We start from the raw sequence: 20,735 nt of genomic DNA on the forward strand, positions 1-20,735 counted from the left end.
ACTACTATATTAACTTAAATGTCCTGATTAATAAATAATTAAATATTATAATATATTATATAAAAACACTATATCCAATTATTTGTATTTATTACATTATATTTGTTATGCTTACATCTTGCAACACTAACCCTTATAAAATATTATTTTCGGCTTATTATTATGGTACAGTTTATTTGTAATTTTATATAACCGCTCTATTGATCCCAATTTATTCCACCTTGTCATGTAGCCTGTCCTCTACATTCATTCAAAATTTCCTTTATAATTTACATGTTTTTGTGTTATAATACAGTTGAGGTGATTATCATCAATACTAAAACAATAGAAAAAATATCAACTGTAAAATTAGCTCATAAACTTGAAGCTCAAGAGAAAAAAGATTTAATATCTACGAATAATTTAATATATGATTCTGCTGAGGAGTATCTTAATAACTATAAGATTAATTAAACTAGGGAAACAGTCGTTAATCTAAATAACTACTTACCTTTATTATATATTTACTCCATTTTTAGTAATATTAAATTATAAAAAGTTGTACTCTTTTAGGGAGTGCAGCTTTTTATATAATGATTTGTTTACATTTTTTTCATTTATTTCCATGTAAACGTATGTTATAAAGATATTTGTTTTATATTTCATTTTTTATATTGCGCAATTCTTGGACATACTGTATAGTGATAATTAAACATACTATATTGGAATTTTGGAGGCGTAAATATGAGAGTAAATGAAGTAATAATGCACGATAAGTCAGCTTTTTTAATATATGTCACTCAGCAAGAACATGATGATCCGTCTTTTCAAACTATGTTGGATGGCTATAAAAAAAATTGCAATGACGTATCCGTTTTTATTAATGAATCTCTACCTATATGTGAAATGTTAAAAAAATTTATTCAACAATATCAGCATTAAACAAAAAAGGACTATCCACCAACTTCGGTAATAGTCCTTTTTTGATTTGCATTTAATTTATGTGTAAAAATTAAAATTTATGCAATTCTCAATATGTTCCATGCCATCAAAATCACTTGTGCTGAATATTTATATTTATACTGCTATACTTACCTGTTGGTGTAATTGCTGTTATATTTGCAGACATTAAAGTAGTCATTGTATTATAAACTTTATTGCTCTTTATGCAAGCAGTTCCATCAGAGTTTCTTTCAAAGGTCGCCCCTATAAGACTCACACGGCCATCTAATTCACTAAATTTTGTAATTAAGTTTGCATTTTGATCCAGTGCTATAAATGGAATTACCTTTGATTCACCAGAATATACAGCTTCACTTGGAACTATTAATATGAACGAATCTATTTCCGCTTGCTTCTTCAATGTAATACTTATTGTTGAAGATGTACCTCTCAGAGTAAATGCAGTGATTGCTACTGGCCTATCCATTAAAATAGTATCGCTAGTTGCTGTTACTTTTATTAATCCTATCGATGGATCTGTAGGATCTTTTACAAGTTGAGCTACTATATATGGACTTGACGTATTCAACATATGATCACCAGTTAATATCAAGCCTTGTTCCATAAGCGTATAATTTGTTGTAGGTATCCCACTGATATCTTTAGCTAGGTATCCAGCATAGAAAACGGTTGTAGTATCCCCTGCCGTCAACACTTTACCATCAACATTTTTTAATGATAAAAGTTTTATATCACTTAATGTATTACCTTGTGTAGATCCCACTAATTCAACGCTTAATGTAGCATTTGTTGAAACTCCACTTATTGGGTCATTGGCAGTTATTACTATACCCGAAGTAAATGTAAAAATATTCATGTTTGGTGTTACTTTAAGTCTACCATTTCTTCCTTCTACGGTACCCACTCCAGATTTGAAGATTATACCGTTAGCAAGAGATGTCGTTGTAATATCATTTCCTAATGAATCTAATACTTGATAATTTGCATGCCCATCTCCAAAACCACTAGTTACATTATCAACTTCTAATTTAGTTGAAGTAATGTTAATCTTACCAATTTTTTGTTGAGTTATTGCTATACCATTATTATATTTAATAGTTGAAATGTCTACATAATCTTTATTCACACACGACCCATCATTATTTTTTATCCAACCGGTATCGTCTGTTTTTATAAAAATATCACCTTTACTTTTAACTACTGCATCATTAATTTGTTTTGCATTATTTAAATCATTCGCATACTCTAAAGTATACATATTTTCTCCTATTACAACAGAAAAATTTGTAACATCGCTAAAACCACTTAACCCCAGTGCCATCACTGGTCTTGACAGTGTAGCTATCAATAACACAAATCCCATCATCATAATTTTTTTAAAATTTTTCATTAATAGATTCCCCCTATTTTTATTATATTAAAACGCAATAAAAGCTATGTAAATATGGATTAACAAACATTAGCATTTATTTTTTTTATGTTGATAATAGTTACATATTAACACAATTTATGTTAAAAATAAATATTTTAAAATTTACCTATGGGCGAAATTTGAAAAAACTTTATTCAACAATATCAGCATTAAAAACTAAAGGACTATCCACCAACTTCGGTAAATAGTCCTTTTTTTACTTTTATGAATTTGAATCAGTTTTATATCCGACTAGTGTTACCTAATCTATACTAAATTATCCTATTCCATAATGAATAGAATTTTGAAAATAGTCTATAATTTAGATATCCTTTTATTTTGAATGTTTTAACTGAAAATAAAAAAGTACTGCACTTAGGAATTTGCCTTTGTGCAGTACTTTTTTATTTATAATTTTATTACCTATGATTATGTAGTTGTTTATTCCCACAGATTGGACAACATTAGGAGATTTATACTTTTGATATCAAAGAGTTATTATAAAGTACACTAGTATCAAATTTTCGTGTAATATCCCCTTCAAATTTAATCTCTAAATCCTTATCATTAATAGAAATAACAGTCCCACCTCCGAAACTTTTATGTATTACAGTATCCCCTTCTTTAAAAGGTAGATTAACATCATTACCACCTATGATATTGCATTCCTTTATAAAGCGTGATGTTTCTTTCACTTTTCCTTTAACGCTTTTACTAATGCATAACCAAACATTATCTATAGCTCTTGTTATTCCTACATAAAAGAGTCTTCGCTCTTCTTCTAAGTTATTTTCTATACTATTTACATGTGGGATGTTCTCCTCATTACAATTAATTAGAAATACGTTTTTAAACTCCATACCTTTTACTCCATGAATTGATAGATTACACAAAATTATAAACTCTGTAACCGTTGGTATGACTATCTTTTTAAAAGATACATTGTATTTAACCTCATATTATTCCATTCCTCTATCTGCTATCAATATTATAACATATTTCTTGATGGATGGTCTATTTAAATTACTTTATTTGTATATTACAAAAAGAAAAAAATGATACTTAAGCAATTAAGCTTAAATATCCTTTTAAAATTATGCTGTTACTGAAACTACTTCTTTAACAAGTGTATTACCTTCGGCATCTACATATTTAATTTGTGCCACTGTAGGAACTATTTCGACTGGATTTAATTCTTGAATAGCTATTGGTTTGTCTTTATTAAACTCTCCTGCTAAGGCTTTATTTAATTGTTCAATTCTTTCATCCGTTATTAATGGATATTTTGCTTTAAGCATATTAGAAAATAAAACTATTTTTGAATCAGCAAGTTCATTAAGCCTATGATTTTCCTCTAAAATATTCCAAATATCTACTGCATCCTTTTTAAGTTTATCATATTTAGTTAATCCTGTTTTTGATACAACTAAACTTACTACTTTTGGTAATAACTCTAAGATAAATTTACCTAATACACCTAAAAAACTTATTCCTACGACTGGATATAAATAACTTAATACTGTTACTAACATATATACATCTCCTAATTTTTATTATTTTTTAATATAAGTACCCATTGCATCATATTTTGCTTGTGTTTTGACACCGTAAAATCCATCCTCTATTAATTTATCACTAGTTTGCGTAATTTTATTAAACCAAATTTGAAATTGCAAACAGTAATTAACAGTTGAAAATGCTACTGGTTTAACTACTGGACTTACCGTAACAGTTCCACCAATAATATTTAATATTCCTTTTGCGATTGCAAGTCCTAAAGTTGTTTTATTGTAAAGGTTGCAATCATTAGAATTTGTGCAGAAAAAAGGCTCAATCAAAATACTAACTGCACTAGGTTGATACGTCATCCATAATCTAGGATTCTTAATACCTCTATCTGTAAATCCTAATTTATGTATTTCTGTTAATACCGAAGTAGCATATTTTGCTCCTGCTAATGATGCATATTCAATCTCTGCTCCATGAGCTGAAGCATCATCATACGCATCTACATGAAAACATAAGTGTAGCTGACTTCCACTTGCATTTGCATGTTCACTTCTATAGGCTAAACTTTGATTAACTGTCATATTGGTATTTGGTGGAGTACAATTAATAAGAGTATGTCCATGACGTTGCAATTCAGCAATGCATATTGGTGCATATTCTCTAATAACCTTTTCTTCATTTAAAAACCCTTCTGCTCCACGATCCTGACCAGTTCCATGCCCTTCGTCCCAACTTATTATTGCCATTATTAATTACCTCTCTTTCATATTATAATAATAAGAGTATAATTGGTAGAAAATGTACTACTAATCCACCAATTACTGCACTTATAACACAACCATAAGCTGTATTTTTTAATGCATTATAACTTTTTAAAGGTGCTTCTTGAATTAATCCAATCTGTGTATTTGCTTCTTTTACATCTATTGTTAATTTATCGGTAGTTAATTTTAAAGTTTCTACTGCATATTCTGTTTTTACTGTTTCTTTACTATTTGACTCTAGACTTTCTGTAACTTTAGTAAGATTTACTGCAATACTTTTTAATGAATCAAATATCTGTTCAAAATGAATTCTATTCTCTGAGTTGTTAGTTATTATTAAAGCCACATTATTATTAGTTACTTTGCTACCCTCTTTCAATTCCTCATAACCTTTTTCTAGATAGTCAATTCTCTGTTGATTTATGCATATATTACACTCACTTTCCATATCATCACTTCCTCTCTACTTTATTTTTTTGCATAAAAAAAACACCCAAAATCGAGTGCCCTAATTTGATTATCTTATTTTATAGTTACGTCGTGGTATTATCCTATTGTACAACTGTATACCCAATTGTTATCCAGTAATTCTTTTCTGATTCTGTCATCCATGCCACCTTCTTATTAGGTGTTAACATTTTTAATCTCTTATTACCCTTATTATCAACACTATTTTTTATATTTTTTAATTTTTGTATGGTAACTTGATCAACATCGCTTGGTAGTTTATACCCCTCCGATAAATACGAATCGACCAAACTTATAGGAACCCCTAAATCCATATTTTTGGGATCCTTCATTGTTACTACCGGTTCACCACTTGTGGATATACCAACAGATAGAGGAGGTAACTTAAATACACCATAACCAGTATACTTATCTCTTCCAACAGAATCTATATCTACACAGAACCATGTTGCAAATTCACGCAATTGTGAAGGATCTCGTTTCCCGATATTTGACATTACCAACCCCATCAATCCTGAGAATACTGGAGCTGCGCACGATGTGCCGCCAAATGGGAAAGGTCCCTTATCACCCACTCCATATATATTATCAAAACTCATAACTTCTAGGTCAGTACCAAAACCGGAATATGTAGAACGTCCTATTACTCCATCCCAGATATAATTACTTCCATTTACCGCACCCACCGATACCCATTCTGGCAATCCGCCTGGTAATGCCAGATTTCCCGTTTGGCCTTTGTCTCCATCATTTCCTGCCCCAGAACAAAGCAGAAGTCCTTTTTGATATGCGCTCTTGCTTGCTTCTGGAAATCCTTCAAGCTTAGCATTAGGCGATCCGACAGTTCCATAGATTTGGCTACACGTTACTATATCCATATTATTATTCATAGCCCATTCTAATGGTGATACCCCTAGCTTACCAATAAGATAAACTTCCGCATCAGGTAATATTTGTTTTACTATACTGCATACATACATACCGTGATCATCGTCAGCTGTAACTCCGGCTCCATTTGCCCCTTTGATAAGTCCATTAAGAGTACTACTAGCTATATCAAAGTCTCGATCCATTACTCCTATTTTTATACCCTTTCCTGTAACACCCGCATTATGATAAGCTGTAATCCCTAAATAATCAAATATTTTCTTGTTTTTTTCTTCTAATATTTGTGCATTGGTCGCAGCATAAACTATCTGGTTTTGAATAACATTTAAAGTTCGATAATTATTCATACTAACTGGAATTACACATTGGATTGTGAGTAACATCATAGTTACTGTAATAATTTTTTTAAATAAATTAGCTTTGTTCATTTTAATAAATCCCCCTCAACACTTAATTCTACATCTTTTCCATTATACTTGATAGTTTGTGATAATTTTGTAGAATCTTGTAATTCAAGGGATTTTTTATAAAAAATATCTATTCTTATATTAAAATAAAAAAAGACTATTCAAAGTCCTTAGCTATTGCCTTCTTATACTAGTTTGTTGTGAACTTGTTAACGCCTACTATGTCGTAGCAATTGGTTCTTCTGTTGTTGCTCCCATATCCTTTAATACCTTTTTCAATCATTTCTTTGAAGTTAAACAACTTTTGCTAATTCAAGTAAAGCATTTTCTACCTCAATTTTATATTCCGATATCAAAATATCTCCTACTTTAAAAGATTCATTTGTTTTTGGATTTGTTTCCTGTGTACTAATTTTCTTAACTAATATATCCACTAAATACCTTTTAACTATAATTGTTGCCATTGTTAAATCACTCCTTCGCTTTCTAATAATTTATTTTGTAATTCTAAAATTTGTGTTTGTAATGCTTCTAATATCGTAAGTTGCAAAGGTGACTGAACAGGGTCATTTGGTATAACGGTCGGAACTACATCCCTATCATCAAAGCCTAAGAAATTACCTTCTGTAACATTTGATACTGATATTAAATGCATACCTTTTGCTATTTGTGCATCTGTAATTGCTTTAACTTCTGATTCATTTATATACTTAATAATTATCATTTTTATCACCTCTCCATTATTTAGTATGTTACTTGTGTTAATGGAAGTATTGTTGTGTTTATGCCAATACAACAATTGTGTACATATGCTTGACCATCACTCGAATATCCCCAAATTGAAAATAAGTCGTTTTTAGAACATATAAAATCTTCTATAAATATCGTATCTGTTGTTAATTGGGCACTTCTTAATACCCCAACTGGACTTCCATTTTTATAAATTTGTGAATACGCACTACTTGCACTTTGACTTTTTGCCAAACCATATTTTATTCTAATACTTCCCCCATAATTAATTTTAATGTAATTAGTTACTTTACTCATTGTTGTAGTCATTGAATTACCACTTGTCAACGGAGTACCATACGTATCGCCTGCTATCGGATTCACACTAGTCTGATTTCCAGTCCTAATCACACCATCAGCATTGGTAAACGTTTTGCCTAATACTACATCTGTTTCGACTGCATTACCTCCACCTTGTTTAATTGAGTTTACGCCATTTTCTAATTCTTGTCTTGTAAATCTTCCATCTCCATTTGCGTCTGTAACCGTTCCACCTTTGCCAACAATGGCATTTTTAATTCCTAAATCTCCATTATTGGCATATATAAAAAGCTCACTCAAAGCACCTTCAACAGTTGTGGCTGTAAATACGTTATCAGCATCTGATATGGAAACATTTTCTCCAATTGTTAATGGATGTTCTATAATCCAACCATTATTACTTGCATTTCTTTCTCTCATTTCTATGTTTATTATTGAATCTGCTATATCACTCATTTAACCATCTCCCTCTATATAATTTTGTACCATTGGTCATTTGCGACTGTTGTAGTTGGAGATGTTGAACTCGTTGTTATAATAGTTCCAACTGTCCCAGCATCTCCTTGAGCACCTTTTTCGCCCTGAATACCTTGAATACCTTGATTCCCAGTATTGCCTATTACTCCTTGGTCACCAGTTTCACCTTTTACACCTTGAATTCCCTGCGAACCAACTAAACCTGTTACTCCAATATCCCCCTTTATCCCTTGTGTTCCTGTTGCTCCAGTAGAACCTTGTGAACCAGTATTTCCTATATCGCCTTTTTCCCCTTGGACTCCTTGTATACCTTGAATACCTTGCTTACTTAAAGGAATATTACTTACTCCATCTCCAATAAAAACTTCCCCAGTATCAAGACATAATGCAGGTTCTGCCTCCAGTAATATAGGTAAATCTGCCTTTAATTTATATCTTTTAAGTTGTATAGTTCGTACCAATCCACCTCACCCCCTAAACTTGTTTGAACCAAAAATCTAATGATTTTGGCGTTGTAGGTGCTATAGTACCTTTATAAACTTTAGGAATTTCAGTTATTTGGATTTGTAAATTACCTGCGATATCTCCGCTAAGTTGTGACTGAATTGCACTAAACCATGTATTAAACTGCTCTTGAAAACTTGATTCACTTGCTGACATTTCTGTTATGTATCCACTAGTTGTTGTGGCATACCAACTATTATAAGTAGCCTTTTTAGCAGTTGTCCAAGTTGTAAAGTCACTATTATAAGCAGTTTGTTTTGCATTGTACCAATCTTGATATTGATTAAATATTGCTGAAGTATCGGCTTGAATAAGTGAATTAACCCAACCACATAAAGTAGTATTCATTCTTAAATCTGTAATATTAGGTTGAGAAATAAGAACCGCTCCTTGTCCTATATAAATATCTGCTATTCCCAATTCAAATAAGTCAGCATCTCTTTGTAAAACGGGGGCTACTGGAACACTTGCCATTGTTCCACTTTTCACCACCGTGCTAATAAGTCTTCCTACAGTATCAAACCTAACTACTATTCTATCAATTCGGTTTAAAACTCCATCAGCAATTGCTATAGGCAACGTTAAATCACCATCGTTAAAATATTGATAACCGTTAATCCAAGCTTTACCTGTTTTAACGGTTATCGTCATATTGTTATTATTTATAACTTGTAAATTTGTGCTTGGATTAGGAAACACACCATTTGTAAGCAAACTATTGAAATAGTCTGCAAAATTTGAAGCCTTATATTTTCTATCTCCTGCCACACTATTAAAAAAACTAGATTTCTCCATATCACCACATCCTCTCTATTTTGTTAATTAGAAACTACCTCCGTCTATATTTGTTATAGTTGTGTTACTATTTCCATTACTCCCGCTACTATTAGATTGTAGTTTTAATTTTATTTTATCTATGAGAGTTGGAATATTATTGCCAAAAGTAATGTTAATGCTTAATCCTGCTTCTTCATATACTTCTTGAATTTCTGTTATTCTGCTATCTAAAGTTACTTCCCACTTTTTAGAAATAATAGTGATAATATCTCCTAAGTCATAATCAGTTTTATATTTTAAATTTGAATTAATATTTATTTTACTATCAAATGTTTGGATTTCTTTTGTTAATGCAAGTGTTTCATTTCCTTTTCCTCTTAATAAAAGGTTGTAATATTCCTCGCTCATAGTTGTTGAAACACCATTAATATCTTCCGTATTTGATAAACTCTTTTGGTCATTAAATATTTCAAATCTATCTAGACCAACACTATCACCTATAGTAATTAATCTTCTTTCAGAACCCTCACCAATACCACCAACTAACGCTAGATTTTTATAATTATCAAGACTATCTACGTATTCCTGCTCTAAAATATTATCAAATTCCTTACTAAAAATGCATCTTGGATTAACAGATTGATTAACAGATTGATTAACAGATCTATCTAATCCTTTGTACACATTAAATACTAATTTTCTATTTGTAATATCAAAATTAATTCTATGTCCTAAATCACTTATATTACTTAAATTTTCAAGTTCATCGGCTAAATTAGTATAAGAAGTTTGATAATCTACATTACTTATAAAACTATTTAAAGTTCCTAATACCATATTAGGTATTACCCTATCTGTGTTACTTGGATTTATGCAATTATTATTTACCATAGTTCTCATGCTCAATTCAGCAGTAGTATTAAGTATTGATGTTCCCCAAATAATTCTACGATTAAGGTATCCTGTAAGAAAATTGCCTTTAACAACTAATATTTCTTTACCTTCTGCATCTTGTTTTAAATTTCTATATTTTATAACTCCTGCTTCAATATCTCCTGTTTTATATATAATATTTTCTCTAGATAAGAATGCTAAATTTGCAGGAGTTAAATCACAGTGTAATTCAAATTCACCACTTTTATAATATCTTCTTGTCCATATCAAACTAGTGAAACTATCTATCATCCCAATAGATTCTAAATTTCTATTAAATACATATATATCCATAACCTACACCCCCAAATATTGTTGCTGATAATATATACTAACTTCTAAGTTATCTATCCCAGTATCGGAATTATATCTAAATAAATTATCACCAACATCTAATTGTAGAAATGTACTTTGAAAATCTATATAATTGAAAATATTTGTAGTAACTCCATTTAATATAGAGTTAATTTTTTTAGAGCCAAAATATGTTGATATTGAAATAACTTCTCCTGCAACCATACTTTTATTAATTTTAATATACTCACCAGTATTAACATTCAATATATTGGGATTAGTTAAGGTAGCAAGTGCTTTAAATTCTATTCTCATTCCACATTCAACATCACCACTATTTAATATATTAACTATAAGACTTAGTTCTCTATGTCCTATTTCTATTCCATCATCAATTAATTCAAATCCATCGCTGCCATCTTCAGAAAAACTAAAATCACCTTTCCACAATGCTATTTCTTCCTTATCCTCAATAAGATCAGTCCAAAATGGATTATTTGCAGTTAAACTAATTAAGCCATTATAAACTCTATTACTATTTATAATATTAAAGAAAGGTATTTTATTTATAATACATTTTACTTTTCTTTCATTAATATTATTTTTATAACAAAGCCAACCTTCACCATTTTTAGGATTCAATATTTTGATTACTTTATTTTTATATCTCTGAAGTTCCTCTTTTGTATTACCTATTAAAGCAACTTCCAAAGATATATCCATTATATCTAGTGTATTCCCTTGATAATTTTTCCCATCTTGATTCATGCTTTTACTACTATAAATATTCACATTCCCACTTTGCGTAAAACTTTGTAATAGAAAAGGGGCTGAATTAGTTAATACCAACTCTTCCCCTAAACTATTTACATATGTTATTGTTTTTGACAACTCTAACTCAACTCCTCTCTAAAAATTAAATGCTAATTCTTGTTGTCCTCTTTTGGATTGTCTTACCAGTTCACTTGCACTTGCGACTGGTACATAAAAATTTTGTGTAATAGTAGTTTCACCCTTTCCACCGTTACTATCAGCTAAAACCCCTAGTGCAACTTGTTTTGCAGTCTGTAAAACCAATGCTTCACTTGCCTCGTGATTATAAATTCTACTAGCTTTTGGCAAGTTGTAAAGTTCATAACCATGCTCATGCATAGTTGTGAGTCCACCTTTATAGTTATTAGTGCCAGTATAATTTTTATCGTATCCTCCGACTACTCCATTTACCATCTTTGTTACAAAAGTCTTTACTCCTGGCTCCCAATCTGCCCACCATTTTTTCAATGTACCCCAATTGGTAAGAATGTCACCTGTGGATGTATCTACACTCTTCGTTATACTGCTATTCATACTAATTACTTTTGCAACAGCTCCACTTCGCATTGCTTCGGCATGTTCAATTGTTTTATCCTTTTGTTTCTTTGCATCTGCTATTAATTTTGTAGCTTGGTCTGCTGTTATAGAATGTGATTCATCTCTCATCTTAATAATAGCTTCGACTGATTTAGTATAAGTATCATTTGCACCCTTAACTACTCCATCCCTTTGAGTATTTGCGTTTTTGATTATTGCACTTGCTTGCTCGGTTGTAATCCTAACTCCATATTCTTTAATTCTTTCTAATATAACTTTTGATTCAACATCAGTATCACTTAAAGTTTTAATCGCAGTAACTTTCATTTTGTCTTGGATAGCATTTATTTTTTGTTGGTCTTCTAAAGTCAATGCTCTATGTTCATCAGATGCTTTTTTAACTATTGCTTGAATCTGTTTAGTATAATTATCTTCCTCAGTCTTTTTATTAATATTATCTTGTTTTAATTTAGCTAAGGCTTTTTCTTCATCCGATTTAGATAATGCATTACTCTTATCAAAAAATGCATTCATTGTATCATATTCTGTTTTATATCTCTCATCTAATTTCGTTTTAACTTGATTTGACATTTGCTGATATTGAGCTACTAATTTATTTTTTTGTTCCTCTGTTATTTCTGTTGATTTTTGTAATGTTAACTTAAAAGCATCAATAGTATCATCCTTCTGTTTCTGTGTTAGATTCTTAGTGCCATTGACCATTTCTGTATACTTAGCGAGTATTTCAGTTTTATTTTGTTCCGTTAATGTACCAGTATCTGTTACTAATTCTTTAAACTCTCCTACCATGACTGTTTTCATATCGGTACTTAATATAGTAGATTTGTTAGCCATTTCACTGTATTTTGATATAACTACATCTTTGGCTTGATTACTAAAGTTATCTGAGTTCACATATAAATCTGTTAAACTTGCTGTTGCTTTAGTGTCTAAATCCATATAAGAGCCAACTGCTTTCTTTGTACCGTCTGATATTGTTGTAACTACGGTACTGTAACTTGCCCCCATGTTATTATTTGCACCATTCACACTGTTAGCTGTTGTAACTACTTTATCTGCAAATAAATCAACTGCGGGAGTTGCTTCTTTTTCCATTGCGTTTTTAATTAATACTCCTGTTCCAACGACTGCACCAATTGCCAATATATAAGGTGCTAATGGTATTAATACAGCTCCAAAAGCTGTTCCTAATCCCGCTAATCCTGTACTTGCCGTTGCTCCTGCGACCCCTACGCCTGCTGTTGCTGTTGCGCCTATTCCTAGTGCTGTACTTGCAGTTCCTAAAACCCCTGCTATAGCACCAAAAGCCGTTGCTAATTTACCTACTATTAATATAGCGGGTCCAATTACTGCGACTAATCCTGCTATTTTAATTATTGTTCCTTGTTGAGCAGGTGTTAGTTCATTAAATTTATTTGCTAAATTTTGTACTACTACAGATATTTTTTCGATTACTGGAGTAAGTGCATCTCCCATTTTTATACCTGCGTTTTTAAGTTCATTAAAAGATTTTGCTAGTCTAGTACCTGCGGTATCATTTACTTTTGCAAATGCTTTATCTGTTTCACCTGCACTTAATCCCATACTTTTAAGCATTTCATCAAATTCTTTACCTGCATTTCCACTTAATAATAAACCTGCTTTTCCTGCTTCTACAGATCCAAACATATCTGTTAAACTCTTACCATTTTTCTTGGCATAGTCTGACATGATATTAAGTACGTCACCAACACTTTTTCCACTTTTAATTAATTCGGGGAATGTCTTGCCAGTAGCACTTTCTATTGCTTTAGAAGCCACCGTTCCACTTTTACCCATTTCATTAAAAGCTGAATTCATATATGTAGTTGCTTCAGCAGATTTTACACCTTTGCTAGTCATAATTGCGTAACCTGCACCTAATTGTTCTAAAGATATACCATATTGGTTTGCTGTAGGAATAAGCATACCCATGCTTTTTGATAGTTCTCCAACTGTAACTTTACCCTTATTCTGAACTTGAATTAACACATCAGAAATTTTAGCAGTCTCACTTGATTTCATTCCATAAGAATTTAATATTGTTGTTAGCAAATCAAGTGAATCTCCTGCTTCTGCATAACCTGCCTTGGCTAATTTAGTAGAATTGGTTACAAAGTTCACTGCATCACCAGTTGATTGACCTGCTGAAATTGCATCATAAACGTTGTTTGCAATTTCTGTTGAAGCAATTCCAGTATCATCACTTAATTTTAATATTGCACTTCTTAAAGTTCCAATTGGCATCTGTGTATCGTCACTAATCGTACTAACTTTCGCCATACTTGCTTCAAAATCCAGTGATAGCTTCCCAATAGCAACACCTGCACCTACAATTGGAACAGTTAAACTTGTAGACAATTTTTCACCCGTTGCACTCATAGAAGAACCAACTGATTGTAATTTCGTTGATGATTCCGTTAAAGAAGTACCTAATTTAGTCCATTTACTTTCTTGTACTGTTATCTCATTAGCTGTTGATTTTAATTGTCTTTCTAAGTTATTAGAAGCCTTTTGTGCGTTATTCATTTTTATTGTATTATTATCTAGTGCTTTTGCATTGTTTGCTATTAAACTATTACTATTGCTATACTCGGTTTTTAACTGGCTTAATTCTAGTGCTAATTTTTTACTTTCTTCACTGTCCTTACCAGTAGCAGTAACGCTATTTGCATGTGCTTTTGTAACTGCTTCTAATTTAACTCTTAGTGCTTCATTAGCAATTACATTTTTATCTAGTGTTGTTTTTGATTTTGCTTGTGCATCAGCATATAATGTAGTTTTGCTTTTAGCGAGTTCTAATTGCTGTATTAATAATTCTTGTTTAGCCTTTAATTTATCTGTAGCAGTCCCGAATTCTCCAAGCTTAGAACTGGCACTTGCAAACCCACTTTGTACTAAAGTCATTTGGCGATTTATATCTGCAACCTGTTGCTGAAAAGATTGTGATTCCATTGCCAGTTTTATGTTTAGTGAAAGTTCATCACCCATTTATTTTCCCTCCTCTCCATCTAAAAGATAACATCATCTATAAATGCTAATTTATTTTTTTCTTCCTCATCTTCAATTCCATTTACTTTTCTATGTATGTCATAAAGTGCAAACAACTTACGAGGATTTGATTTCCAAAATGTTGCTTCTGTTAATCCAAGTATTGTACAATGTAAATAATAAAACCACGCAAAATCCCAATTGTCGGAATTTTCGTGGTCATCTATTTTTTTTCGTCTATCTCCTCATCTTCATCTATTTCTTTAGTTTCTGGCATTGATTTATTCATTAGTGAATATATAACATCTATGTATTCTACTATTTTATCTGCATCTATTAATTTTCCTATTTGATAAGGTGTATAATGTTCATCTTCATTTTCGATACAAGAATTAATTCCACAACATATGAACTTCTTTAAGTCAGTAATTTTCACACCACCATTGAACTTACTTAATGCTATACTTATATCACCATACATTTCTTGTAATAAATCATAAGTATTAAAATCTATTGTAATCTCATGTTCCCCATCTAATAATTCTATTTTACTTTCTTTATTTTTTATATATTTTGCTTTCATAATTTCCCTCCTAATTAATAAAAAAACTATTAATAACCATTTAAGGCTACTAATAAGTTTTTATTATTTATAATTTTATATTTCTGTTGGTTGTACTGCTACTGTTGTAAACCAAGTTGTAGCTGTAGTTGCATCAAAATCTTTTGCTTCTTCATCTGCAATTAATCTATACGCACCATCAAATTCTCTAGCATAAAAAGTTGCCTTCAATTTTGCTGTTTGATCTTTTAATTTATCTTCACTTGATTCAAAGGTATCCTCTGTAATTTCAAAACTACCTTTATAAAGCCATACATACATATATTTACCACTAGATTTTTTAGCCTTAAAAGCCATTGCAACCGTAGGAGCAATATCATTCTTAGTCTCTATAAGAACACCTTTAACAACTTTTGAACCTTGAAGCATTGCCCTTGATTCAATTGATAATTGATTAACTTCAATTTCTACATCTATACTATCAAAAGCATTAACAACTTCCTCAATTGTGTCATCCGAATAAAGTTTTGTTTGAGTTGTTTTTGGTTTTAAAGTTGCTTTTATACTTCTTTCTAGTTTTTTAGGAATTTCGTATGTTGCCCCTACGCTTGTATCTGTAAGCAATTGTGCTATTGTGATATCTTTTAGTCCTATTAATCTACTCATTTTTTTACCATCCTTTTTAATTTAAGTGGTTCTTTTTTGTCTACCCTAAAGACATAAAAATAACGCCCTAGATTTTCTACGACGTTTGTTAATAATCTAAATTGTTAAGTCCTCTGCATAAAAATATCTGAGACCTTTATGAAAGTAATGTGTTTTCTCCTCATATAGGTCTGTTTCATTTGTTTTTTTAAAGTCTGCATCCTTCATCAATAATTCAACTTGAGTAACTATATCAGTATAATCACCTAATGAGAAAACATTAATTTGCACATAATGTCCTTTTATTTCTTCGACATCTTCACTAAATTTTTCGTTTTGTCCTAGATACTGTAGATAAGTTATATAAGTTGTTTCATCTTCATCATAAATTTGAAATCGAATTGGAATATTAATAGTTTTAAGAGTTTCTTCTATAAAATCATTTATATTTATCATAATCCCAAACCTTCTTTTAATTTAGCAGTTATAATCTCTTTGATTTTATTTCTATTTTTTTCTAATGCAGGTTGTAAAAATGGTCTAGTGGCTTGATTAGATGCACCCCATTCTATAAATTTACCATAAAATATTTCTGATACATCTTCTTTTCCAATTCCAATTTCTATGTATTTTACACCGTTTTGAGTTTTAATTTTACCTATTTTTAAACCTTCCCTTAATTTACCACTTCTATCACTGAATACACTTGTACTCTTAGCATCCTCTAAAACTGGGACGGCAGAAGCTTCAAGTGCAGTTTTAGTTATACCATTAGCTACTTTATTACTCATATTTTCAAGTTTTGAAAGTAACTCGTCCATTCCTTCAACTTCAATTCCTGCCATTATCCCACCTCCAAAGTTTTAATTTTGATCCATGTGTGTTGATATTTTATATCATCTACAAAAGTTATATCAAAAGTTCTACCTTTCCAAAATATTCTATATTTCTTTGTGCTACCTTTTTCCAATAATACTTCTAAATCGTTTGAATATCTTACAACAAATTCTACTGTATTTTCTGCTTGAACAGACATTGCAGAATAGAACTCAGAACCATATAAATTATTCATACTTGCCCATACTGGTTTATAAGTATCCCAAGTTTTTGTTACAAATCCATTTTTAGTTGTTGATGTATATTTCTGTATTATTATTCTTTTATCCAATTTGTTTATATCTATACTAAAATCATTCATATAACAACATCTTCATAATTACTTAATTTATCTAAAATAGATAAGACTATTCTATCTGCTTTAGTATTTGTAGAAATTATTGTTGTTTTATTCTCATGCATATCTGCAATTAATTTTCTTTGTAATAATCCTGCTAATTTAACTGCTTTTAAATCTTGTTTATAATTTTCACTAACCATAAAATCAATATAAATTAGACTGACATCTATCAAATCCTGTAAATATTCATCTTCTTCATCACCATCAATTTTAAGATATGTTTTGATAAATTCTAAATCCATCTAATCACCTCACTATAATAATAAAAGGTGAGATATACTCACCCTATTTACTAAAATTCTATTTTCTTTAAACTTCTAATCGAACCCTTTGTTACATCAAATCTTTTAAGTATTCTTAGTTTAACTGTATCAGTGTTAAATCCTGCTTCTGTTGATTTTGCTACTGTAAATTGGTTTCTATCAAAGTATTTAACTGCTTCTTTAAAGTTACCAACATAGTAAACTTGTGTTTTTCCTTCTGCTATTGGAAGTAAAGTATCTTCTACTACATAAATTGGATGACCATAGTAGTATTCTTGTGTACCAACCATAGTAATTAAATCTAGTTTCTTACCTGAAGTTAAATCTTTTTGAGCTTTTATATGACAATATCCAGTTACATTTGTAATAGCAGCTAAATTTGCTTTTACACTTGGCAATGCACTATCAATTGCAGTATCTATATCCTCATATCCTGTTGCAACTACTGCTACTGCATTAGTTTTAATTACGTTAAGAATCTTTGCATTTTCGTTAGATACACTGATTTCAACAAAATTCTCTCTGATAAGTGACTCAATTTCAACTTCGGCATCATCCACACTTTCAGAAGTTAATTCTTGGATTAAACCAACTTTAGAGCATTTAAATTTAAGGTCTGTAGAAACTAACTTACCATCAATTATTGCATCACCTTCAACTACTGTAAGTAAAGCATTTTGTCCACTAATATCTACAACTGGAATCGAACCTTCATTTTTTACTACTGGAATAACAGCACATATTCCTTTTAGTGAACCATATCCTGTACTTAATTTTATTACGTCCATTATAAGTTGTTTTGGAATTAATACAGCATTATCAGATGACATTATTGCTGATCTTTCTTCTGAAGTTAATTCTTTTCCCATTAATTGTTTTGTTATTGCTCTCATTTCGTTTACTTTTTCCATTTTTACAACACCATCCTTTTTATTTTTGCTTTGGTCTAATATGTCTCTCTTTTCTTCTTCACCTAATTCAATTTGTAATTTAAGTGCTTTCTCTAAGTTTCTAACTTCTTCCATTTTTGTTCCTGCTAATGTAACATCTGATTCTAATAGAGTTCTAACCTCTACTTTCATTTCACCAATTTTTGCTCTTATTTCTGTAATATTCATTTATAAAAACCTCACTTTATAATTTTTTTTTTGTGTGATACGTGTTTTTGAGCATAAAAATAAGACTACCTATCATTTCAGTAATCTTAAAGTTCTAACTCTATTAATAATTTTGCTTTTAAATTTTCTTGTTTTGATTTTAATAATCTTATTTCTTCGTCTTTGGTTTTAGATTCCTCAAATTTTGTAAAACTTCTACAACTTGCTTGACTATCTAAATAAGCAGGAAAAGGCGTCAATGTACACTCTATCAACTCAATTTCTTTAATTATTCTCAAGTCTATTCCCTCAGTTGTCGTTACCCAAGAATCATCTATAACATAGAATCCAAAACTACACCCATCTATAGAACCTTCTTGTACTAATTCATATAAATCATTAGCATAAGATATTTTGTCATTTATTCTTAATTCAAATGCTAATCCAACTTCATCAATAGATAATTTCAAACTATTTGCTCTAGTAGAACCTAATATTTTATCATCATTATGATTAAACATTGAAAATATGTTATGCCCATCTGCTAAGGTTTTATCAAAAGCACCTGTTGCCACCTCTTCATAAAATCCCATATACTGACTTCTTGTATTGAATTTATTTATGTATCCTGAAATTATCTTTTCAGTAGAATCTGTTGCAACTCTAGTTTCTAATTTATTAACTATAATATTGCGAATTTCTTTTTCCAAATATCACACCTCTCTTTCTTGTATTATTTTTATGACTTCACAAAATTAAACTGGTTTAACTTCTTGTGTTGTCAAGGGTACTACTACTGGATTTAATACCATACTCAAAGGCATCATTCCAGAATGTAACAATAGTTCATCACCATTAACATCATCATCATATCCTAGCTTTCTACGTGCTTCATTCGGTCTTGTGATTCCATTTTGTACTTGAGATATTAAGATTGCTGTAAGAGTTTTAGAATCTTGCTTAAATAAATAAGTAGTATCAGACTCTAAATAGTAACCATTTTTACGGTCAGTTTCAGTCAATAATTTATAATTACCTTCTTGTTCAATAGAAGTAAATTCCACTTGCAATGTATCATTCAAAAAACTTAAAGTAGCTTGTTCCATTGCATTGTTGTTATATCCCTCTAATATTCCTGCCATATACAAAGGAACTCCAAATGCAGTGAATGTATCAACTGTTCCCATTTTACGTAGTACAGAAAATTCTGCGTCCGTTAATGATAAATTTAATGGTTGTACAGAATATCCTGCTGGAACTGTTAGAATACGACCTTTAGAACTATACATTCTATTAAACTTTTCTTGTGTCTTTTTTAATTCTTTTTCATCTTTTATATCACTCGTGAGTTGTACCACTGCTTTACTTGTTAATCCATTGCTAAATAATTCTTTTTGATAATTTTTAGCAGAAATATTAGTATCTAATGTTGTTTTAAGACTCTTTCTAACGCACATGCTTGTCATTCCATCAAGTGTAAATCCTTTAAAATGTAATATATCCTCATATCTTGCAGTATATTGTTGTCCATCTTTACCACATGTATATGTTACAACGATTGGCATAACAACTTTTTTAGTTTTTAATAAACCTACATCATCAATTAGTATTTCAACTATGTTTATTGGATATAAACCAGTTATTTGTCCTCTAATATTCCTTACTATTAAACTGGCACTATCTCCATTATGTTGTCTTGTGGCTTCCATACTTTTAAAGAAATCTACGGCACTCATATACGGATTTGGACGATTTTTTAATATATCAAATAAAGGGTGTTCCTTTGCAATTCTCTCGCCATTTTCAGTATGTTGTTTAACTAATAGTGGCACTTTTGCAACGTCTGAAGATATTATTTTTATACACTTAAAATAGTCACTTTCTTGGAAGCAAGCTGAAAACATTGTTGTATCATATCCTTTTTCAAAACTATATACATCTTTCCAATCATTTACATCTACAGCATCTCTTTTTTCTAGTTTGTCGAATATCATTTTTCACATCACCTCCTCACCTTAGTTAACTTATATATAAAAATACTATATACAATTAAAATCAATCCTAAGAAATACATTCCTAAAAAGAAATTTAAGAGGAAATTAGTAAAAACAATAATAAATGTTCCTA

General features: G+C 30.5%; 24 protein-coding genes. 1 reads left to right on the forward strand and 23 read right to left on the reverse strand.

The window, feature by feature from the left end:
* The first annotated feature begins 723 nt into the window (after positions 1-723).
* Positions 724-921, forward strand: coding sequence for a hypothetical protein (locus KPL54_RS16085; protein WP_216107521.1), 198 nt, complete (start codon positions 724-726; stop codon positions 919-921).
* Positions 922-1,033: 112 nt separating this feature from the next.
* Here the strand turns inward: KPL54_RS16085 and KPL54_RS16090 are convergent, their stop codons facing one another.
* The 23 genes from KPL54_RS16090 to KPL54_RS16200 form a co-directional block, all read right to left on the reverse strand.
* Positions 1,034-2,332 carry a hypothetical protein gene (locus KPL54_RS16090; protein ID WP_216107522.1) on the reverse strand — a complete coding sequence of 433 codons (1,299 nt, stop codon included), beginning with the start codon at positions 2,330-2,332 and terminating at the stop codon, positions 1,034-1,036.
* 494 nt (positions 2,333-2,826) lie between these two features.
* Positions 2,827-3,246 (reverse strand): 3'-5' exonuclease, encoded by a 420-nt coding sequence (locus KPL54_RS16095; protein ID WP_309245396.1) that lies wholly within the window; start codon positions 3,244-3,246, stop codon positions 2,827-2,829.
* Between the two features lie 201 nt (positions 3,247-3,447).
* On the reverse strand, positions 3,448-3,885 hold the full coding sequence (locus KPL54_RS16100; RefSeq protein WP_216107524.1) for a hypothetical protein: 438 nt from the start codon (positions 3,883-3,885) through the stop codon (positions 3,448-3,450).
* Between the two features lie 21 nt (positions 3,886-3,906).
* Complete coding sequence (locus KPL54_RS16105) at positions 3,907-4,608, reverse strand: N-acetylmuramoyl-L-alanine amidase (protein ID WP_216107525.1); 702 nt, start codon at positions 4,606-4,608, stop codon at positions 3,907-3,909.
* 22 nt (positions 4,609-4,630) lie between these two features.
* Complete coding sequence (locus KPL54_RS16110) at positions 4,631-5,074, reverse strand: hypothetical protein (protein ID WP_216107526.1); 444 nt, start codon at positions 5,072-5,074, stop codon at positions 4,631-4,633.
* A gap of 103 nt (positions 5,075-5,177) precedes the next feature.
* The gene (locus KPL54_RS16115) at positions 5,178-6,410 is read right to left on the reverse strand and encodes a S8 family peptidase (RefSeq protein ID WP_216107527.1); all 1,233 of its coding nucleotides are present in this window, start codon (positions 6,408-6,410) and stop codon (positions 5,178-5,180) included.
* A 272-nt stretch (positions 6,411-6,682) separates the two neighbouring features.
* Positions 6,683-6,853 (reverse strand): hypothetical protein, encoded by a 171-nt coding sequence (locus KPL54_RS16120; RefSeq protein ID WP_216107613.1) that lies wholly within the window; start codon positions 6,851-6,853, stop codon positions 6,683-6,685.
* Positions 6,854-6,855: 2 nt separating this feature from the next.
* On the reverse strand, positions 6,856-7,113 hold the full coding sequence (locus KPL54_RS16125; protein WP_216107528.1) for a hypothetical protein: 258 nt from the start codon (positions 7,111-7,113) through the stop codon (positions 6,856-6,858).
* 20 nt (positions 7,114-7,133) lie between these two features.
* On the reverse strand, positions 7,134-7,895 hold the full coding sequence (locus KPL54_RS16130; RefSeq protein WP_216107529.1) for a hypothetical protein: 762 nt from the start codon (positions 7,893-7,895) through the stop codon (positions 7,134-7,136).
* Between the two features lie 14 nt (positions 7,896-7,909).
* Positions 7,910-8,377 carry a collagen-like protein gene (locus KPL54_RS16135; protein ID WP_216107530.1) on the reverse strand — a complete coding sequence of 156 codons (468 nt, stop codon included), beginning with the start codon at positions 8,375-8,377 and terminating at the stop codon, positions 7,910-7,912.
* 13 nt (positions 8,378-8,390) lie between these two features.
* Positions 8,391-9,215 (reverse strand): hypothetical protein, encoded by an 825-nt coding sequence (locus KPL54_RS16140; RefSeq protein ID WP_216107531.1) that lies wholly within the window; start codon positions 9,213-9,215, stop codon positions 8,391-8,393.
* A 27-nt stretch (positions 9,216-9,242) separates the two neighbouring features.
* Complete coding sequence (locus KPL54_RS16145) at positions 9,243-10,424, reverse strand: siphovirus ReqiPepy6 Gp37-like family protein (RefSeq protein ID WP_216107532.1); 1,182 nt, start codon at positions 10,422-10,424, stop codon at positions 9,243-9,245.
* 3 nt (positions 10,425-10,427) lie between these two features.
* Positions 10,428-11,315 (reverse strand): phage tail family protein, encoded by an 888-nt coding sequence (locus KPL54_RS16150; RefSeq protein ID WP_216107533.1) that lies wholly within the window; start codon positions 11,313-11,315, stop codon positions 10,428-10,430.
* Between the two features lie 18 nt (positions 11,316-11,333).
* Positions 11,334-14,804, reverse strand: coding sequence for a phage tail tape measure protein (locus tag KPL54_RS16155; protein ID WP_216107534.1), 3,471 nt, complete (start codon positions 14,802-14,804; stop codon positions 11,334-11,336).
* Positions 14,805-15,027: 223 nt separating this feature from the next.
* A complete protein-coding gene (locus tag KPL54_RS16160; RefSeq protein WP_216107535.1) occupies positions 15,028-15,387 on the reverse strand; it encodes a hypothetical protein in 360 nt (119 codons plus the stop codon).
* A 75-nt stretch (positions 15,388-15,462) separates the two neighbouring features.
* Positions 15,463-16,032: a major tail protein gene (locus KPL54_RS16165; RefSeq protein WP_216107536.1), complete on the reverse strand. Its 570-nt coding sequence runs from the start codon at positions 16,030-16,032 to the stop codon at positions 15,463-15,465.
* Positions 16,033-16,128: 96 nt separating this feature from the next.
* Entirely contained in the window at positions 16,129-16,467 is a 339-nt protein-coding gene (locus tag KPL54_RS16170; protein WP_216107537.1) for a hypothetical protein, read from the reverse strand.
* Positions 16,464-16,856: an HK97-gp10 family putative phage morphogenesis protein gene (locus tag KPL54_RS16175; RefSeq protein WP_216107538.1), complete on the reverse strand. Its 393-nt coding sequence runs from the start codon at positions 16,854-16,856 to the stop codon at positions 16,464-16,466. Before KPL54_RS16175 ends, KPL54_RS16170 begins: the two co-directional genes overlap by 4 nt.
* A complete protein-coding gene (locus KPL54_RS16180; RefSeq protein WP_216107539.1) occupies positions 16,856-17,209 on the reverse strand; it encodes a phage head closure protein in 354 nt (117 codons plus the stop codon). Before KPL54_RS16180 ends, KPL54_RS16175 begins: the two co-directional genes overlap by 1 nt.
* Positions 17,206-17,490 carry a head-tail connector protein gene (locus KPL54_RS16185; RefSeq protein ID WP_216107540.1) on the reverse strand — a complete coding sequence of 95 codons (285 nt, stop codon included), beginning with the start codon at positions 17,488-17,490 and terminating at the stop codon, positions 17,206-17,208. The genes KPL54_RS16180 and KPL54_RS16185 overlap by 4 nt, the downstream gene beginning before the upstream one ends.
* Positions 17,491-17,540: 50 nt before the next feature.
* Positions 17,541-18,629: a phage major capsid protein gene (locus tag KPL54_RS16190; RefSeq protein WP_216107541.1), complete on the reverse strand. Its 1,089-nt coding sequence runs from the start codon at positions 18,627-18,629 to the stop codon at positions 17,541-17,543.
* A gap of 86 nt (positions 18,630-18,715) precedes the next feature.
* Entirely contained in the window at positions 18,716-19,318 is a 603-nt protein-coding gene (locus tag KPL54_RS16195) for an HK97 family phage prohead protease (RefSeq protein WP_216107542.1), read from the reverse strand.
* 45 nt (positions 19,319-19,363) lie between these two features.
* Complete coding sequence (locus tag KPL54_RS16200) at positions 19,364-20,602, reverse strand: phage portal protein (protein WP_216107543.1); 1,239 nt, start codon at positions 20,600-20,602, stop codon at positions 19,364-19,366.
* Positions 20,603-20,735 lie beyond the last annotated feature (133 nt).

It is taken from the genome of Clostridium estertheticum, from assembly GCF_018861295.1.
Lineage (GTDB): Bacteria > Bacillota > Clostridia > Clostridiales > Clostridiaceae > Clostridium_AD > Clostridium_AD estertheticum_D.

Coding starts and splice junctions, on each gene's coding strand:
- KPL54_RS16185 (WP_216107540.1), bottom strand. CDS start 17,490: ATGGATTTAGAATTTATCAAAACATATCTTAAAATTGATGGTGATGAA.
- KPL54_RS16155 (WP_216107534.1), bottom strand. CDS start 14,804: ATGGGTGATGAACTTTCACTAAACATAAAACTGGCAATGGAATCACAA.
- KPL54_RS16125 (WP_216107528.1), bottom strand. CDS start 7,113: ATGATAATTATTAAGTATATAAATGAATCAGAAGTTAAAGCAATTACA.
- KPL54_RS16200 (WP_216107543.1), bottom strand. CDS start 20,602: ATGATATTCGACAAACTAGAAAAAAGAGATGCTGTAGATGTAAATGAT.
- KPL54_RS16110 (WP_216107526.1), bottom strand. CDS start 5,074: ATGGAAAGTGAGTGTAATATATGCATAAATCAACAGAGAATTGACTAT.
- KPL54_RS16140 (WP_216107531.1), bottom strand. CDS start 9,215: ATGGAGAAATCTAGTTTTTTTAATAGTGTGGCAGGAGATAGAAAATAT.
- KPL54_RS16105 (WP_216107525.1), bottom strand. CDS start 4,608: ATGGCAATAATAAGTTGGGACGAAGGGCATGGAACTGGTCAGGATCGT.
- KPL54_RS16170 (WP_216107537.1), bottom strand. CDS start 16,467: ATGATAAATATAAATGATTTTATAGAAGAAACTCTTAAAACTATTAAT.
- KPL54_RS16160 (WP_216107535.1), bottom strand. CDS start 15,387: ATGAAAGCAAAATATATAAAAAATAAAGAAAGTAAAATAGAATTATTA.
- KPL54_RS16130 (WP_216107529.1), bottom strand. CDS start 7,895: ATGAGTGATATAGCAGATTCAATAATAAACATAGAAATGAGAGAAAGA.
- KPL54_RS16165 (WP_216107536.1), bottom strand. CDS start 16,032: ATGAGTAGATTAATAGGACTAAAAGATATCACAATAGCACAATTGCTT.
- KPL54_RS16085 (WP_216107521.1), top strand. CDS start 724: ATGAGAGTAAATGAAGTAATAATGCACGATAAGTCAGCTTTTTTAATA.
- KPL54_RS16115 (WP_216107527.1), bottom strand. CDS start 6,410: ATGAACAAAGCTAATTTATTTAAAAAAATTATTACAGTAACTATGATG.
- KPL54_RS16090 (WP_216107522.1), bottom strand. CDS start 2,332: ATGAAAAATTTTAAAAAAATTATGATGATGGGATTTGTGTTATTGATA.
- KPL54_RS16145 (WP_216107532.1), bottom strand. CDS start 10,424: ATGGATATATATGTATTTAATAGAAATTTAGAATCTATTGGGATGATA.
- KPL54_RS16175 (WP_216107538.1), bottom strand. CDS start 16,856: ATGGCAGGAATTGAAGTTGAAGGAATGGACGAGTTACTTTCAAAACTT.
- KPL54_RS16100 (WP_216107524.1), bottom strand. CDS start 3,885: ATGTTAGTAACAGTATTAAGTTATTTATATCCAGTCGTAGGAATAAGT.
- KPL54_RS16180 (WP_216107539.1), bottom strand. CDS start 17,209: ATGAATGATTTTAGTATAGATATAAACAAATTGGATAAAAGAATAATA.
- KPL54_RS16120 (WP_216107613.1), bottom strand. CDS start 6,853: ATGGCAACAATTATAGTTAAAAGGTATTTAGTGGATATATTAGTTAAG.
- KPL54_RS16190 (WP_216107541.1), bottom strand. CDS start 18,629: ATGAATATTACAGAAATAAGAGCAAAAATTGGTGAAATGAAAGTAGAG.